Raw genomic sequence first — 15,649 nt, 5'->3', positions numbered from 1 at the left:
GACCGCTCAGCCGCCTACAGACACGACAACTTACTCCACCAACCCCCAATCCCCTGTCGATGCTTTTTCGTTGATTGGAGAATCAAGTTTAAGCTTGATGCCTAACCGTAAGTTGTTTGTCGAATCCGCGTTTTTCAAAGCTTCTTCTACTGTAATAACACGCGCAAGGACTAACTGTAACAGTGCAGCATCGAATGTCTGCATGCCTGAGTCTTCGGATTTCTCCATGATACTTTTCAACTCAGCCAACTCATTGCGACGGAGCGCATCAGCAACAGTCGGCGTACCTAATAACACTTCCACGGCCGCCCTGCGCTGGCCGTCGACAGTGCGTACCAAGCGCTGCGAGATAAAGGCTTTCAGGTTGTTGCCCAATGTCTGCAACAGCTGCTCGCGCTTCTCCTCGGGAAACATATTGATGATGCGATCCAGCGCCTGATTGGCATTGGTCGCATGTAACGTGGACAACACCAGATGCCCTGTATCGGCAAACGAGAGCGCGTGCTCCATGGTTTCGCGGTCACGGATCTCACCAATCAGGACGACGTCCGGTGCCTGGCGTAAAGTGTTCTTCAGCGCGGCATGAAAGCTGCGCGTATCGACGCCAACCTCACGCTGATTGATGATCGAGCGCTTGTGCCGATGGATATATTCGATCGGGTCTTCGATGGTAACAATGTGTCCGGCACTGTGGCGGTTGCGATGATCGATCAGCGCCGCCAGGGAGGTCGACTTGCCCGAACTGGTAGCGCCGACAAAAAGAATCAGGCCACGTTTGAGCATCACCGTTTCCAGCAACACCGGCGGCAGTTTCAAGTCTTCGAACCGCGGGATGTCGAGCTTGACGTTGCGGATAACGATCGAAACGTCGTTGCGCTGCTTGAAAATGTTCACCCGGAACCGGCCGACGCCCGTTCGGGAGATTGCCAGGTTCATTTCCAGATCCCGGTCGAACTCCCGGCGCTGCTCGGCGTCCATCAGGGAGGTGGCGATGGCCGCGGTTTCGCCAGGTTTGAATGGCTGATCGCTGAGCGCCGTCAGCACACCATCAATGCGAGCGCTCGGTGGTGCGCCGGTGGAAAGGAAGAGATCCGAACCGTTTTTTTGCGACAATGTTGACAACAGTGCATCGATTTCCATGGCTGAAAGCACCCGCGAAGCATTGAATGAGCAGATTTGGCCTACGCTTGGCGCGGCTCCTGCAACAATGATAGACCCCGTCTCACCGAACCACGCTCAGGATTGAAACATGAATGCTGTACCCACCACCGATGACGCCCAGGCCCTGATCGCCCGCACCGACTGGAGCCGCAGTCCGCTGGGCGCCGCCGGCACCTGGCCGCAGAGCCTGCGCACAGCGGTGGACATCGTGATTCATTCGCCGATGCCGATGCTGCTGTTGTGGGGGCCGCAACTCACGCAGATCTACAACAATGGCTTCGCCCTGCTCGCCGGCAGCAAGCATCCCGAAGCCTTCGGCCAGCCAACGCATGAGATCTGGCCGGAAGTGCGGGATTTTGCCGAGCCGATCTACCAAGCGGTGCTGCAGGGTCAGGTGCGCAGCTTCAGCGAGCAGCGTTTCAGCGTGCAGCGGGACGGCAAAAAAACCGATTTCTGGCTGGACCTGACCTACAGCCCGATTCGCGATGAAACCGCACAGGTCGCCGGCATTCTGATCACTGCCATTGAGACCAACGAACGCCGCCGTATTGCCCTGGAATTGCAGCGCCGTTCCGAGGAAAGCCTCAAGGCTCAGCGCCAGTCCGAAGAGCGTCTGCAACTGGCCCTCGCCGCCGCCGACGCCGTCGGAACGTGGGACTGGGACATTGGCGAAGACCGATTCATTGCCGATGCGCATTTTGCCGAACTGCATGGCGTTGATCCGAGCAAGGCCGGGCAATTGCCGATCAGCGAATATATGCACGGGGTGCACCCCGAAGACCGCGCAATGGTTGCGCGCGGCATCAAGCACTGCATTACCCACGGCACCGAGTACGCTGAGGAATATCGCTTGTTGCAGGCCGATGGCACGCTGCGCTGGGTGTTCGCGCGGGGGCGTTGCTACAAGGATCATCATGGTCGGCCGATGCGCTTTCTCGGCGCGGCGCTGGACCTGACCGAACGCAAACACACCGAACAAGCGCTGCGTCAGAGCCAGACCGAATTGCAGTTGATCATCAACGCCATGCCGATCCTGATCAGCTATGTCGACGCCGAAGAACGTTTTCGCTTGAACAACGCAGCGTATCTCGACTGGTACGGCCTTACACCGCAAGAGTTGTACGGGCGCAAGATTCGCGAAGTCATCGGCGAAGAGGCGTATTTCCTGCGTGCACCGTACATCGCCGAAGCGCTGGCCGGGCGCGCCTGTTCCTTCAGTTTCTACACACCGCACCGCGATGGCAGCACCCGTCATGCCCTCATGAATTATCTGCCGCGACATGGTGCGGACGGTGCAGTGAACGGCTTCTACATCTTTGTCATCGACGAGACCGAGCGCAAGAAAACCGAAGAAGCCCTGCGTAATCTCAACGAGACCCTCGAAGAGCGGGTCAGCGCGCGCACCGAGCAACTGGCTCAGGCCAACGAGCGTTTGCAGAACGAGATGTTCGAACGCGAGCGCGCCGAAGATGCCTTGCGCCACGCGCAGAAGATGGAAGCCGTCGGCCAGCTCACGGGTGGCATCGCCCACGACTTCAACAACATGCTCACCGGCATTATCGGCAGTCTGGACTTGATGCAGCGCTACATCGCCAATGGTCGTGCCGACGAGATCGGCCGTTTTACCGAAGCGGCCGTGTCATCGGCCAATCGCGCGGCGGCGCTCACGCATCGCTTGCTGGCGTTCTCGCGGCGCCAGTCGCTGGACCGCAAGCAACTGAACGTCAATGAGCTGGTGCACTCGCTGGAAGATCTGATCCGCCGCACCAAAGGCGATCCGATCGATCTGCAACTGCGCCTGCCCGAAGACGTTTGGCCGGTGAGCACCGACGTCAGCCAGCTGGAAAATGCCTTGCTCAATCTGGTGATCAACGCCCGCGACGCGATGCCCGAAGGCGGCACGTTGCTGATCCAGACTGCCAACGTTTACCTCGACAGCAGCGACATCACCATTCTCGAACCGGTCAAGGCCGGGGAATACGTCATGCTCGCGGTCAGCGATAACGGCACCGGCATGACTCCGTCAATTCGCTCCAAAGCGTTCGATCCGTTCTTCACCACCAAGCCGATCGGCCAGGGCACCGGGCTCGGGCTGTCGATGATCTACGGTTTCGCCCAGCAATCCGGTGGTCACGTCAGCCTCGACAGCGTGCCGGGGCAAGGTACTTGCGTGCGCCTGTACTTGCCGCGCTTGCTTGAGCCGACGCCGGAAACCTCATCTGTGAAGAAAGCCGAACCGATTGCTGCTTCATCTTCTGGCGAAACCGCAATCGTGGTCGAGGATGACGCGGCGGTGCGCATGCTGGTGCTCGATCTGCTGAGGGAGCTGGGCTATAAAACCTTCGAAGCGGCAAACGCCAAAATCGCCCTGCCCTTGTTCGAGTCCGCGCAACGTGTCGATCTGCTGGTCACCGATGTCGGGCTGCCCGGCATGAACGGTCGCCAGTTGGCGGAAATTGCGCGCCAGCATCGTCCCGGCCTTAAAGTGCTGTTCATGACCGGTTACGCGCAGATTGCTGCCGAGCGCCAGGGCTTTCTTGAAGAGGGCATGGACATGGTCGCCAAGCCTTTTGTCCTGGAAGTGTTGGCGAGCAAGATTCGCAAGTTGAGCAACCCGACCCCGTGACTTGAGGCATAATCGCGCGCCCCGCTGTCACCCCGTTATCAGGTATTGCACGATGAAAGCCCAAGCCCGCCACATTCTGGTGAAAACCGCCGAAGAGGCCGAACAACTCAAACAGCGCATCGCCAAGGGCGAAGCATTCGATGTGCTGGCGAAGAAGTTTTCCACCTGCCCGTCCGGCAAACGCGGCGGTGATCTGGGCGAAGTACGTCCAGGACAGATGGTCGGCGCGATTGATGCGGTGATTTTCAAGAAACCACTGCGCACCGTGCATGGACCGATCAAGAGCAAGTTTGGTTATCACCTGGTGCAGGTGTTTTATCGGGATTGATCGGCTGGCTGCCGGGCTTCTTCGCGAGCAGGCTCGCTCCCACATTTCGACCGGGTTTTCATTGTGGGAGCGAGCCTGCTCGCGAACCGATTGCGCAGCAAGCGGCCATTCTCTGACTACCTGGGGATCAGCGCCCCTGGCACCTGTATCACCCGACTGGCCAATTCATGTCCCGCTTGGGCCGCCTCTGCCGGGCTGCCGCCGAGCAAGCGCCGGGCCAGATATGCCGCACTGAACGAATCCCCCGCCGCCGTGGTGTCGACAACCTTGTCGACCTTTTGCGCCGGCACCTCAAACGCCTCCCCCTGACAACGAATCAGGCACGCCTCCGCGCCACGCTTGAGCACCACTTCTGGCGTGCCAATCTGCGCATACGTCGCAAACACCTCAGCGCAATCGGCAAACCCGAACAACGCCTGTTCGTCATCCACGGTGAGCAACGCCAGATCGACATAAGGCAAGACGCTGCGATATGCCGCGCGGGCCTCTTCCACAGAAGCCCACAAGCGTGGGCGGTAGTTGTTGTCGAAAACGATGCGCGCATCGCGCTGCCGGGCTTCGCTCAACGTCTTGATCAGGCGGGCACGGCCTTGCATGCCAAGTACGGCGAGGGTGATCCCGCTGAAATACAGCACGTCGTAGTCCGGCAAGGCCGCGAGAATCGGCTCGGCCGCAGGGGTAGTGAAGCAATCGCGTACCGCCGCTTCGTTGCGCCAGTACAGAAAGCGCCGCTCGCCGTTGGCGTCGGTCTGTATGCAATACAAACCGGGAAGCCGACCGGGCAAGCGCTGCACCAGATCGAGGCCGATGCCTTCGCTGCGCCAGATCTGGCACATTGCGTCACTGAAACTGTCATCGCCCAGCGCGGTAACGTAATCGACTTGCGCCTTGTCGCCCAGGGCGCGGGACAGGTACACGGCCGTATTGAGGGTATCGCCACCGAAGCTTTGCTGCAGACTGCCGTCGGCACGTTGTTGCAGTTCGATCATGCATTCGCCGATCAGGGCGATGCGCGGGGTGTTGCGGAGGATTTTCATCGGGTGGGATCTCGGATGGTTCAGTGGTGGCTAAGCGGGCGTCTTCGCGAGCAGGCTCGCTCCCACATTCAAATGCGTCCTCTGTGGGAGCGAGCCTGCTCGCGAAATAGCCGCCGCAACGCAATCTCAAGCCTTAGAAACAAGTCTCCATGGTCTCGATGACCGCCAACTGCTCATCCACCAGCAACCCAACACGCCATTTGTCAAACGTCAGGCACGGATGCGAAGTACCAAAGGAAATGATGTCGCCGATCCGCAACTCGACACCCGGCGCCACAGTCATGAACGCATGCTGATCCATCACCGCCGTGACCTTGCACGCACCGATATCATCACCTGTCGCCGGCACCACACCGGCCTTGTAGCGCAACAACGGCACCGGCAAACCGGCGTCGAATGCGACGTCGCGCTTGCCCAGAGCGATCACTGCGAAACCCGGTTCCGGCAGCGACTGCACATGAGCCCAGACTTCCAGCGCTGGGCGCAGGCCTTCGTGCAGATCGCTGCGACGGTCGAGCACGCAGCACTGCGCCTCTTTGTAGATGCCGTGGTCGTGCGCGACATAACTGCCCGGACGCAACACACTGAGGAAGCGGCCAGCGGCGTTCTGGGTTTCGAAGGATTCGGCGATCAGGTCATACCAGGCTGAACCCGATGCGGTGATGATCGGTTTGGCAATGGCGAAAGCGCCGCTGTCCTGCAGCTGCACCGCCAGGCGCACCAGCGATGCGGCGAACTGGCGAATGCCACTGACCGCGTGATCGCCATGAATCACGCCTTCGTAACCTTCAATGCCGGTCAGTGCCAGCGCCGGTTGCGCATCGATGGCCTTGGCCAGCTCGATGACTTCCTGCTCGCTGCGGCAACCGCAACGCCCGCCGACCACGCCGTATTCGATCATCACGTTGAGCTTGACCCCACGGGAAGCGAAGTAAGCCCCGAGGTCGGCGACGTTGTCCGGGTGATCGACCATGCAATAGAAATCGAACGTCGGATCGGCGAGCAGATCGGCAATCAACGCCATGTTAGGCGTGCCGACCAATTGATTGGCCATCAACACCCGACGTACGCCGTGAGCATAAGCGGCGCGGGTCTGGGTGGCGCTGGCGAGGGTGATGCCCCAGGCGCCGGCGTCGAGCTGTCGCTTGAACAGTGCCGGGGTCATGCTGGTTTTGCCGTGGGGCGCGAGTTCGGCGCCGCTGTCGCTGACAAATTTCTGCATCCAGCGAATGTTGTGCTCCAGCGCCTCGCGGTGCAGCACCAACGCCGGCAGGCTGACGTCGCGGGTCAGTTGCGCGCCGATGGCGGCGTCGCCTTTTTCTACGGCAGAGTTGATGGCAGTGGTCATGGTCCAGTCCTCACAGTCGCGGCCGCAGGCAGCCGCGGTTATTCGTTGATCCGCCGGGCGAGGCTGTTGGCGCTCTCGATCAGCACCCGGCGATAGTCGTTGTAATTGTTTTTTGCATCGGCCCGTGGGGCGACGATGCACAACGTGCAAATGGCCACGCCTTGCGGGTCTTTCACCGGCGCGGCGAAGCAATGGGTGAACGTGTCGGCGACGCTGTCGAAGGAGAAGAAGCCATCGAGGCCAGCCTGACGAATCTCCGCCAGAAAGCGTTCCAGCGGCAGGCGTTCGCCGTCGGGCAGGATGTAGTCGTCCTCGTCGATCAGGTCGATGATCTGCTGATCGCTCAAGTGCGCGAGCAGCAGGCGCCCGGAGGCGGTCCACGGGATCGGCGCGTTTTCGCCAATATCGGAGGAAATGCGGAAATGCCGCTCGCCCTCCTTCATCAACGCCACCGTGTATTTGCGCCCGTTGAGCAGGCACATCTGCGCAGTTTCGCGGGTCTGGCTGACGATCTCCTGCAAGGCGTGATCGGCCTCGCGGCTGAGGTCGAAATGGCGCAGATGCGCTTGGCCGAGGAAGTACAACTGGCGGCCGAGATAGACGTGGCCGTCCTTGCCCACCGGCTCGAGAATCCGCCGCTCCAGCAAGGATGCGACCAGCTCGTAGACCGTGGATTTCGGGCCGCCGATGCCGTTGGCGATGTCATTGGGGCGCAGGGGCTGGCCGATTTCCTTGAGAAAATCGAGGATATCGAACGCCCGGTCCAGACCACGTGCCCGGCGCTTGATGGTGTCTTCGGTCATGTCAGTGGTTTCCATTCAAAGTCGCCGGGAGTTTACCGAGAGTCCAGTGTCGCCTGTTACATCGCTTTCGCGAGCAGGCTCGCTCCCACAGGAAAACGCATTCCAAATGTGGGAGCGAGCCTGCTCGCGAAGAGGGCTGCACTTGTTTCAGGCCTTCTTCTTGTAGGCAATGCAGTCGATCTCAACCTTGCAATCAACCATCATGCTCGCCTGCACGCAGGCCCGCGCCGGGGCGTGTTCGGGTTTGAAATACTCGGCGAAGACCTTGTTGAAACTGCTGAAATCACGTGGATCGTCCAGCCAGACGCCAGCGCGGACCACATCTTCAAGGCCATAACCAGCCTCTTCGAGAATGGCGATCAGGTTCTTCATGGTCTGGTGGGTCTGTTCGACAATGCCGCCGACGATGATCTCGCCATCCACCGCCGGTACCTGGCCGGACACATGCAGCCAGCCATCCGCTTCGACTGCGCGGGCGAATGGACGAGGCTGGCCGCCGGCGGCGGTGCTGCCGGTGCCGTAACGCGTAATGCTCATGGGTGTTTCTCCTGATTGCTAAAGTGCAGATTCAAAACCGCGTGCTTTTGAGAAATTCCGCCAGACGCGGCGATTGCGGGCGTTCGAACAGTTCCTTGGGAGGCCCCTGCTCTTCGATTCGCCCTTGATTCATGAAAACGATCTTGTCCGAGACCTCGAAAGCGAAACGCATTTCGTGGGTCACCAGCAACATGGTCATGCCGTCCTCGGCCAGCCCCTTGATCACGTTGAGCACCTCGCCAACCAGTTCCGGGTCGAGGGCCGAGGTGACTTCGTCAAAGAGCATCAGGCTCGGGTTCATCGCAATCGCCCGCGCAATCGCTACGCGCTGTTGCTGACCGCCGGACAACTGACCGGGAAAGTGATTGCGCCGCTCCAGCAGGCCGACACGCTCCAACCATTTTTCGGCAAGCACCACGGCTTCGTCCTTGTGCATCTTCTTCACCTTGAGCAGGCCCAAGGTGACGTTCTGCAACGCGGTCAGGTGCGGAAACAGGTTGAATTGCTGGAACGCCATGCCGGTCATCGCACGATGACGGGCAATGACCTTTTCCGCATGGCGAACGCGTTTGCCGTTGACCTCGTCATAGCCGATGGATTCGCCGTCGAGCAGAATCTGCCCGCCCTGAAACTCTTCAAGCATGTTCACGCAACGCAGCAGCGTGGTCTTGCCCGAGCCACTGGAGCCGATCAGCGTAACGACGTTGCCGCGCTGCATGCTCAGGTCGACACCCTTGAGCACTTCCACCGCGCCGTACTGTTTGTGCAGGCCGCGAATGTCCAGCAATGCCTGATCCTGTGAAGCAACTTGAGTTTGAGTCATGGCAGGGCCACCCGCTTTTCAATGTGCCGGCCGAGTAATTCGATGCCGTAGTTGATGACGAAGAACAGAAAACCGGCGAACAGGTAGAACTCCAGGGTCATGAAGTTCCGGGCGATGATCTGTTGCGTGCTGAGCAGCAATTCGGCGACGCCGATCACCGAGAGCAAGGTCGAAGCCTTGACGATTTCGGTGGACGAGTTGACCCAGGTCGGCAAAATCTGCCGCAGCGCCTGAGGCAACAGTACATAGCCGAGGGATTGGTAGAACGTCAGGCCGATGGCTTTCCCCGCCTCCATCTGCCCGCGCGGCAAGGCTTGCAGCGCGCCACGAACGATTTCGGCAACGTGCGAGCCGCAGAACAGCGTCAGGCCCAGGGCTCCGGCCTGAAACGCGCTGATCTGCCAACCGAGCGCCGGCGCCATATAAAAGCAGGCCAGCACCAATACAAACACCGGCGTGCCGCGAATCAGATCGACGTAAAGCCGAAACGGCGCGCGCATCCAGAATCTGCCGTAAGTCAGGACCAGGCCGGCAACCACGCCGAGCATGGTGCCCAACACAATGGCCAGCGCCGAGACCTGCACACTGGTCAGAAAGCCCTGCCACAAAGGCTCGCGCGCGAGCCACAATTCATGCAACCAACTGGGGGATTGGTACATCGCAGCCTCCTATCGGCGGATCGCCAGACGCTGCTCGAGGTAACGCAGCAGCATGGCAATGAGGTAACAGGCCGCGACATACAACGCCGTGGTCACCAGCCAGGTTTCGATCACCCGGTAGCTCTCGACGTTGATCTTGCGCGCGTAATAGGTCAGCTCCGGCACCGCAATCGCAGCCGCCAGCGAGGTGTCCTTGAACAGCGAAATGAAGTTGTTCGACAGCGCCGGCAGCACATTGCGCAGCATCACCGGCACGGTGACGTAAGCCTTGACCTGCCATTCACCGAGACCGATTGCCAGCCCGGCTTCGCGCTGACCTTTGGGAATGCTCAACAAGCCGCCACGGAAGACTTCGGTCAGGTACGCGCCGGCATACAGCGACAGCGTGATGATGAACGAAGGAATCTTGTCCAGACGAATGCCAAGGCTGGGCAGTGCGAAGTAGATCAACAGAATCAACACCAGGATCGGCGTGTTGCGCACCACCGTGACGTACACCGAGGCCAGCACCCGCAAGGCGCGATGTTTGGAGAGCAAGGCAAACGCCATCAGCAGGCCGATCACGCAGCCGATGGCGATCGACACCAGCGCCAGCTGCAAGCCCAGCCCGAGCCCTGCCAGCAAGGTGTCGAAATCGCGCCACACGGCGGCAAAGTTCAACTGATAATTCATGGTCAGCAGTACCTTGAGCGGGGCGACTGAAATCGCCCCACTCTCACGGGATCATTTGAATTCGACTGGGAAACCGATCGCGGGCGACGGCAGATCGACACCGAACCATTGCTTGAAGGAGGCGGCGTAGGTCGGGAACTCAACCCCGGTCATGGCCTCATGCAGCGCGGTGTTGACGAAGTTCAGCCAGTCCTGATCGCCGCGTTTCACCGCACACGCGTAGGTTTGCGGGCTCCAGGCGTAGCTTGGGCTGCGGTAGCGGCCCGGGTTCTGCACCATCAGGTATTTGACCGACGACTGATCGGTTGCGGCGGCATCGGCACGGCCAGAGTTCACTGCCTGATACATCAGGTCGACGCTGTCGTACTGATCGACCTTGGCCTTGGGCAATGCCTGATGCACCAATTCTTCGGCGTAGACGTTTTGCAGCACCGCAACGGTAACGTCATCGCCTGCCCCTTGCAGGTCTTCGATTTCCTTGTACTTGCTGTTATTCGGCAACAGCAGGCCGACGCCTTCACGGTAGTACGGCAGAGTGAATGCCACTTGCTGGGCACGGCTGGCGGTGACGGTGATGAACTGGCAGCTCATGTCGACCTTGTCGGTCAGCAGGTTGGGGATCCGCGCATCGGACGACTGCACCACGAACTCGACTTTACTCGGGTCGTTGAACAGTCCCTTGGCCACCATCCTGGCGATGTCGATATCAAAACCCTGCAACTTGCCGTCCGCGCCCTGAAAGTGCCACGGCGCGTTGGTGCTGCCGGTGCCCACGATCAACTTGCCACGGGCGAGAACACTGTCGAGCTTGCTGTCGGCCGCCTGGGCCAGACCCATGACCGAGGAAGAAGCCGCAAGGACAAAAACACACGCTTTGAACAACGAAGGATGGCGACGCATGGCAAGCACTCCAGAATTGTGTTTATTCCGCTATACCGGAACACGGTTTGTTACTACGGAATAGACAGCAGAAAGTGTGCCACAGGAATCTCGCGAAATCTGTAACTGCGTTGAACGCTTTTGGAATCAACAAGATATGTTTCGTGGACCAAAGGGTTTGGCCCGACCAGGAGCGAAGGAAACACCTGACAAAGCCAGGAAAGGGGTAATGCGTTCCCAACTTGGGTCAGATCGCGCCGTTGTGGTGCGAATCAGGGTGACAGTTGAGCAAAACCCGGTATCAGCGCTTTAGCGCCTGCCCGTAGACATCACCACCCTGCCGTCTCGCGACGGCTATCACCGTGACGACAGCACTTCTCGTGGTTACGCAGTCCACCTGTAATTTCTGACAGTAGACCCAGACGTGCCTACTCCTTTAACGTCAAGGAACCTATCCGCTCGTTGAAAAGGACCCTTCGATGAACGTCACCAACACAACTTCCGCGCTGGCCCCGGTTTACCGCAAAGCCCTGAAAACCTGGCGTCCGGTCATTCTTTATTTCGCCAATGAACATTGCCCCGCCTGCGAATGGTCCGGGCCGATCTTTCGGCAGATTGCCGAGCCTTACCGACTGCGCGCCAACATCTATATGCTCAACACCAGCCAATCGCCCAAGCACCCGAATGTCACGGGCACGCCAACCGTGCTGTTCTATAAAAACGGCAGGCTGATGAAAAAGCTCAAAGGTATCGGCACTGAAGAAACCCTCGCACGGGATTTCGCCGTGCACATCGGCAAGACCAAAGCCCCCTTTGCCGCGCGTAAACGGAAGCATGATCTGCCTTGGCTGCGTCAGACACTTCGTACTTTGCGTACCGTCCCACATGGGCGCCTACGGAGGATGTACTGAACGAGCCTCCTCAGAGGTATGGAGTGCCTGCCAAATTGCCTTCGCGAGCAGGCTAGCTGCCACATTGAACCGCATTGCAATGTGGCAGCGAGCCCGCTCGCAAAAAGGCCGGCACAGCTTTTAGAAAACGCAAGTATTACGCGGCAGCGCGCTCCAGCAACACCCGCGTCACCCTCCGCTCTTCCACCGCTTTGACAGTCAATTGCCAGCCCTCGTATTCCAGTTGATCGCCGGTCATCGGCAAGCGATCCAGCAGACTCATCACCAACCCGGCCATGGTCTGATAGTCCTCCGTCGGCTCGGCATCGAAGCCGGTACGCTGGCGAACGCGAGCCAAGGGCAGCGCGCCGCTGACCAGAAACCCGCCACGCTCTTCGACCACGTCCGGGCCTTCGATTTCGCTGGCATCGGGTAGTTCGCCAGCGATCGATTCGAGGATGTCGGTCATGGTCAATACGCCGACGAAATCGCCAAACTCGTTGACCACGAAAGCGATGTGGGTCGAGGCCGCGCGCATCTGCTCCAGGGCATTGAGGATTGAGTAACTGTCGAGCAGATTGACGGTCTTGCGAGCCAGATGCTCCAGGTTCGGCTCGTTGCCCGCCAGATATTCCTTGAGCAGTTCCTTCTTGTGTACGAAGCCCAGCGGCTCGTCCACCGCGCCATCGCGAATCAGCGGCAAGCGCGAGTAGGACGAATGCATCAACTTCGTGCGAATGGTTTCGGCGTCATCCGCAAGATCAATCAGGTCAACGTCGGCGCGCACCGTCATCAGGTTGCGAATCGGCCGTTCCGCCAGTTGCAGCACACCGCTGATCATCACCCGCTCACGACGATCAAACAGCTCGGCCACCGGCGCTTCACCGTCGTCCAGCAGGTCGGAGATTTCCTCGCCAACCTCCTCCGCCGCCAGTTTGCGCCCGCCGAGCAGACGCATCACCGCATGGGCCGTGCGCTCACGCATCGGCCGCACGCCCTGCATCGAACGTTTGCGCCGCGCCCGGGCGATCTGGTTGAAGACTTCGATCAGGATCGAAAAACCGATGGCCGCGTACAGATAACCTTTCGGGATATGGAAGCCCAGACCTTCGGCGGTCAGGGCAAAACCGATCATCATCAGGAAGCCCAGGCACAGCATGATCACGGTCGGGTGCGCGTTGACGAAGCGGGTCAGCGGTTTGCTGGCGACGATCATCAGGCCGATGGAAATGATCACGGCGATCATCATCACCGCCAGTTCATCGACCATGCCCACGGCGGTAATCACCGCGTCGAGCGAGAACACGGCGTCGAGCACCACGATCTGCGCCACGATCGGCCAGAACAGCGCGTAGGTCGTGTTGGCCGAGCGCTCGCCGACATGGCCTTCGAGGCGTTCATGCAACTCCATCGTCGCCTTGAACAACAGGAACACGCCACCGAACAGCATGATCAGGTCGCGGCCGGAGAAGCTCTTGTCGAACACCTCGAACAACGGTTGCGTGAGCGTAACCAGCCAGGAAATGCTCGCCAACAGGCCCAGGCGCATGATCAACGCCAGCGACAAGCCGATGATGCGCGCGCGATCACGCTGATGCGGCGGCAGTTTGTCGGCAAGAATTGCGATGAACACCAGGTTGTCGATACCCAGCACCAATTCCAGCACGATCAGAGTCAACAGGCCTAACCAGGCCGTGGGATCCGCTAACCATTCCATAAAACGTCTCGATCTCTCTACAGTGAATTCAGGCGGCCGGACACGGCGAAGTGCAACGCGAAGGCTCAAGGGCCGCGTTATCAACCATAGTCGGGAGTCGGAAGACGGGATGCTGCGAATGGATCAAGACCGCGCAATATTGCGCTGGAGAATGCTGACTGGGAGGCTCCGAGAGGGTGTTCATGTAGATCCTGAATGAAAAATGGCCTTCGAGCGTACAGGGTCGACTGGTCCGCTCCACAGCGGTAAATCATTTCAAGATCTGTATGAATCAATGTAACCGAAGATTTTCAGCGTTGCCGAAAAAGCCTTCGCGAGCAGGCTCGCTCCCACAGGGTGCGAGCGGTGCGGCGGATTTCAGCGTGGACCCAGCTCATCGATATGCTGATACTGCGCTTGCAGCGCGGTCGCCAGATCCTTCGCCCGGCCCAGTCGAATCGGCCCGCGCTCGATGTCGATCAGCAATCCCGGACACGCCAGCACTGGCAACGCCGACAGTTCTTTCACGCGACCATCGGTCACGATCAGGCAGCGTTGCTGTTCGGCGGGAAAGCGCTTGCGTCTAACCGTCAGCCATTGCTGCGCCTGCTCCAGCGCCGCGAGCAACGGCGTGCCGCCACCAGCGCCCAGACCATCAAGCCAGGTGCTCAGGCCGCTTGAGGCCTTCAAGCCTTGCACCTGCCATTTCGGCGCAGAACCACTGGCGGTCAGCAACGCCAGCCGCGCCCGCTGGTGGTAAGCATCGTCGAACAACTGCGCGAGCAGGCCCTTGGCATCGCTCAAGGCCTGATGGCGACGGGTCGAAGCCGACGCGTCGACGATCACCAGCCAGATTTCATGGGATGAGCGGGTGCGCTGTTGAAACAACAAATCGGCGCGGCGCTGCGGGCGGCCATTGAGCAGCGTGCCCGGCCAGTTCACCGAACCGCTGCTGGCAGCGTGCCGTTGGCCCTGGCGGCCATTGTCGAGTTGTCCGGCACGGGGTCTGGCATTCGCCCCCGCGTCGGATCGGGGGCGAATGCCTAGGGTTTTTTTGCCTGTGGCGGCCAGCTCGGAACTTCGCGGCGGGCACCGGTAGCTTGCGCCGTTGCCGGCATCTCGCCCCACTGGCCCTGGCCTTCGCCGGATTTGCTGTCTGTGCCTGACGGAGATTGCGCTTGTGATTGGGCGCTGGATGAAGGTTGTTCGCGACGGCGATGGCGCAGGGCAAATTCGGCCACCGCGTCGATATCCTCTTCAGCAATCGCATCGGCCCCACGCCACGCCGCATGGGCGCGAGCCGCGCGCAACCAGACCAGATCAGCGCGCAAGCCATCGACGCCGGCGGCGAAACAACGCTCGGTAATCAACGCCAATGCCGCATCATCCAGCGGGATGGCTGCCAAGCGCTCGCGGGCGCTTTCACAGCGCGAACGCAGGATGTGTTGCTCGCTCGCCCACTGCGCGCAGAACCCTTGCGGATCGCTGTCGAAATCCAGCCGCCGGCGAATGATCTGTCCACGTTCGGCGGGCGCGGTGTGGCCACTGAGGGCAACGTTCAAGCCGAAGCGGTCAAGCAGTTGTGGCCGCAGTTCGCCCTCTTCCGGGTTCATGGTGCCGATCAGGACGAATTTCGCCGAATGTCGATGGGAAATGCCGTCACGTTCGATCAGGTTGGTACCGCTGGCGGCGACATCGAGCAGCAGGTCGACCAGATGATCGGGCAGCAGATTGACTTCATCGACGTACAGCACGCCACCGTCAGCCTTAGCCAGGACACCGGGCGAAAACTGCGCGCGAGCGCCGCTCAGGGCAGCGTCGAGATCGAGGGTGCCGACCAGGCGCTCTTCAGTTGCGCCCAATGGCAACGTGACAAATTGGCCGCTGGCGAGCAGGTCCGCCAGGCCCCGGGCCAGGGTCGACTTGGCCATGCCGCGCGGGCCTTCTATAAGTACGCCGCCGATTTTCGGGTCGATGGCGGTCAGACAAAGGGCGAGTTTCAAGTCATCGGCGCCGACCACGGCGGAGAGCGGGAAATGCGGGGTGTCGGTCATGGGTTTCTCTTTCGTGGTCGTGGATGGTCGTGACGTTGTGGTGTGTCAGTTGTTGCCCTCACCCTAGCCCTCTCCCAGAAGGAGAGGGAACAGACCGTGATGGCCTCTCGAGTTCTGTCGACGTGATGCATCGGGT

15 protein-coding genes are annotated in these 15,649 nt (G+C 60.1%); 3 read left to right on the top strand and 12 right to left on the bottom strand.

Annotation, left to right across the window (positions count from 1 at the left end):
- Positions 1-30 precede the first annotated feature (30 nt).
- Entirely contained in the window at positions 31-1,140 is a 1,110-nt protein-coding gene (locus AB9L16_RS11150) for a PilT/PilU family type 4a pilus ATPase (RefSeq protein WP_095179759.1), read from the bottom strand.
- Positions 1,141-1,249: 109 nt separating this feature from the next.
- Between AB9L16_RS11150 and AB9L16_RS11145 the strand changes: the two genes are divergently transcribed.
- Positions 1,250-3,787: a PAS domain-containing sensor histidine kinase gene (locus AB9L16_RS11145; protein ID WP_041478717.1), complete on the top strand. Its 2,538-nt coding sequence runs from the start codon at positions 1,250-1,252 to the stop codon at positions 3,785-3,787.
- Between the two features lie 52 nt (positions 3,788-3,839).
- Positions 3,840-4,115, top strand: a complete 276-nt coding sequence (locus tag AB9L16_RS11140; RefSeq protein WP_007912322.1) for a peptidylprolyl isomerase — start codon at positions 3,840-3,842, stop codon at positions 4,113-4,115.
- A gap of 116 nt (positions 4,116-4,231) precedes the next feature.
- Here the strand turns inward: AB9L16_RS11140 and AB9L16_RS11135 are convergent, their stop codons facing one another.
- From AB9L16_RS11135 to AB9L16_RS11100, 8 genes are all read right to left on the bottom strand, one after another.
- Positions 4,232-5,152, bottom strand: coding sequence for a sugar kinase (locus AB9L16_RS11135; protein WP_310219691.1), 921 nt, complete (start codon positions 5,150-5,152; stop codon positions 4,232-4,234).
- Between the two features lie 133 nt (positions 5,153-5,285).
- On the bottom strand, positions 5,286-6,500 hold the full coding sequence (locus tag AB9L16_RS11130) for an amino acid deaminase (protein WP_375123550.1): 1,215 nt from the start codon (positions 6,498-6,500) through the stop codon (positions 5,286-5,288).
- Between the two features lie 38 nt (positions 6,501-6,538).
- Positions 6,539-7,303, bottom strand: a complete 765-nt coding sequence (locus tag AB9L16_RS11125) for an IclR family transcriptional regulator (RefSeq protein WP_150635937.1) — start codon at positions 7,301-7,303, stop codon at positions 6,539-6,541.
- A gap of 147 nt (positions 7,304-7,450) precedes the next feature.
- Positions 7,451-7,840: a RidA family protein gene (locus AB9L16_RS11120; protein WP_016774497.1), complete on the bottom strand. Its 390-nt coding sequence runs from the start codon at positions 7,838-7,840 to the stop codon at positions 7,451-7,453.
- A gap of 31 nt (positions 7,841-7,871) precedes the next feature.
- A complete protein-coding gene (locus AB9L16_RS11115) occupies positions 7,872-8,663 on the bottom strand; it encodes an amino acid ABC transporter ATP-binding protein (protein ID WP_375123549.1) in 792 nt (263 codons plus the stop codon).
- Positions 8,660-9,322, bottom strand: a complete 663-nt coding sequence (locus AB9L16_RS11110; protein WP_041478712.1) for an amino acid ABC transporter permease — start codon at positions 9,320-9,322, stop codon at positions 8,660-8,662. Before AB9L16_RS11110 ends, AB9L16_RS11115 begins: the two co-directional genes overlap by 4 nt.
- 9 nt (positions 9,323-9,331) lie before the next feature.
- Positions 9,332-9,994, bottom strand: a complete 663-nt coding sequence (locus AB9L16_RS11105; protein ID WP_024012746.1) for an amino acid ABC transporter permease — start codon at positions 9,992-9,994, stop codon at positions 9,332-9,334.
- A 51-nt stretch (positions 9,995-10,045) separates the two neighbouring features.
- A complete protein-coding gene (locus AB9L16_RS11100) occupies positions 10,046-10,894 on the bottom strand; it encodes a transporter substrate-binding domain-containing protein (RefSeq protein ID WP_252878001.1) in 849 nt (282 codons plus the stop codon).
- Between the two features lie 458 nt (positions 10,895-11,352).
- Between AB9L16_RS11100 and AB9L16_RS11095 the strand changes: the two genes are divergently transcribed.
- Positions 11,353-11,784 carry a co-chaperone YbbN gene (locus AB9L16_RS11095; protein WP_095179748.1) on the top strand — a complete coding sequence of 144 codons (432 nt, stop codon included), beginning with the start codon at positions 11,353-11,355 and terminating at the stop codon, positions 11,782-11,784.
- 136 nt (positions 11,785-11,920) lie between these two features.
- On the opposite strand, the gene AB9L16_RS11090 is transcribed toward AB9L16_RS11095, so the two are convergent.
- From AB9L16_RS11090 to AB9L16_RS11080, 3 genes are all read right to left on the bottom strand, one after another.
- Entirely contained in the window at positions 11,921-13,480 is a 1,560-nt protein-coding gene (locus tag AB9L16_RS11090; protein ID WP_375123548.1) for a TerC family protein, read from the bottom strand.
- A gap of 357 nt (positions 13,481-13,837) precedes the next feature.
- Positions 13,838-14,530: a VWA domain-containing protein gene (locus AB9L16_RS11085; protein WP_375123764.1), complete on the bottom strand. Its 693-nt coding sequence runs from the start codon at positions 14,528-14,530 to the stop codon at positions 13,838-13,840.
- Positions 14,503-15,513: an ATP-binding protein gene (locus tag AB9L16_RS11080; protein WP_252883707.1), complete on the bottom strand. Its 1,011-nt coding sequence runs from the start codon at positions 15,511-15,513 to the stop codon at positions 14,503-14,505. Before AB9L16_RS11080 ends, AB9L16_RS11085 begins: the two co-directional genes overlap by 28 nt.
- Positions 15,514-15,649 lie beyond the last annotated feature (136 nt).

It is taken from the genome of Pseudomonas sp. LW8 (assembly GCF_041956865.1).
GTDB classification, from domain to species: Bacteria; Pseudomonadota; Gammaproteobacteria; order Pseudomonadales; family Pseudomonadaceae; genus Aquipseudomonas; species Aquipseudomonas siliginis.
The sequence above is the reverse complement of the archived record's forward strand: the minus strand, read 5'-3'. Positions and strand labels throughout refer to the sequence as shown.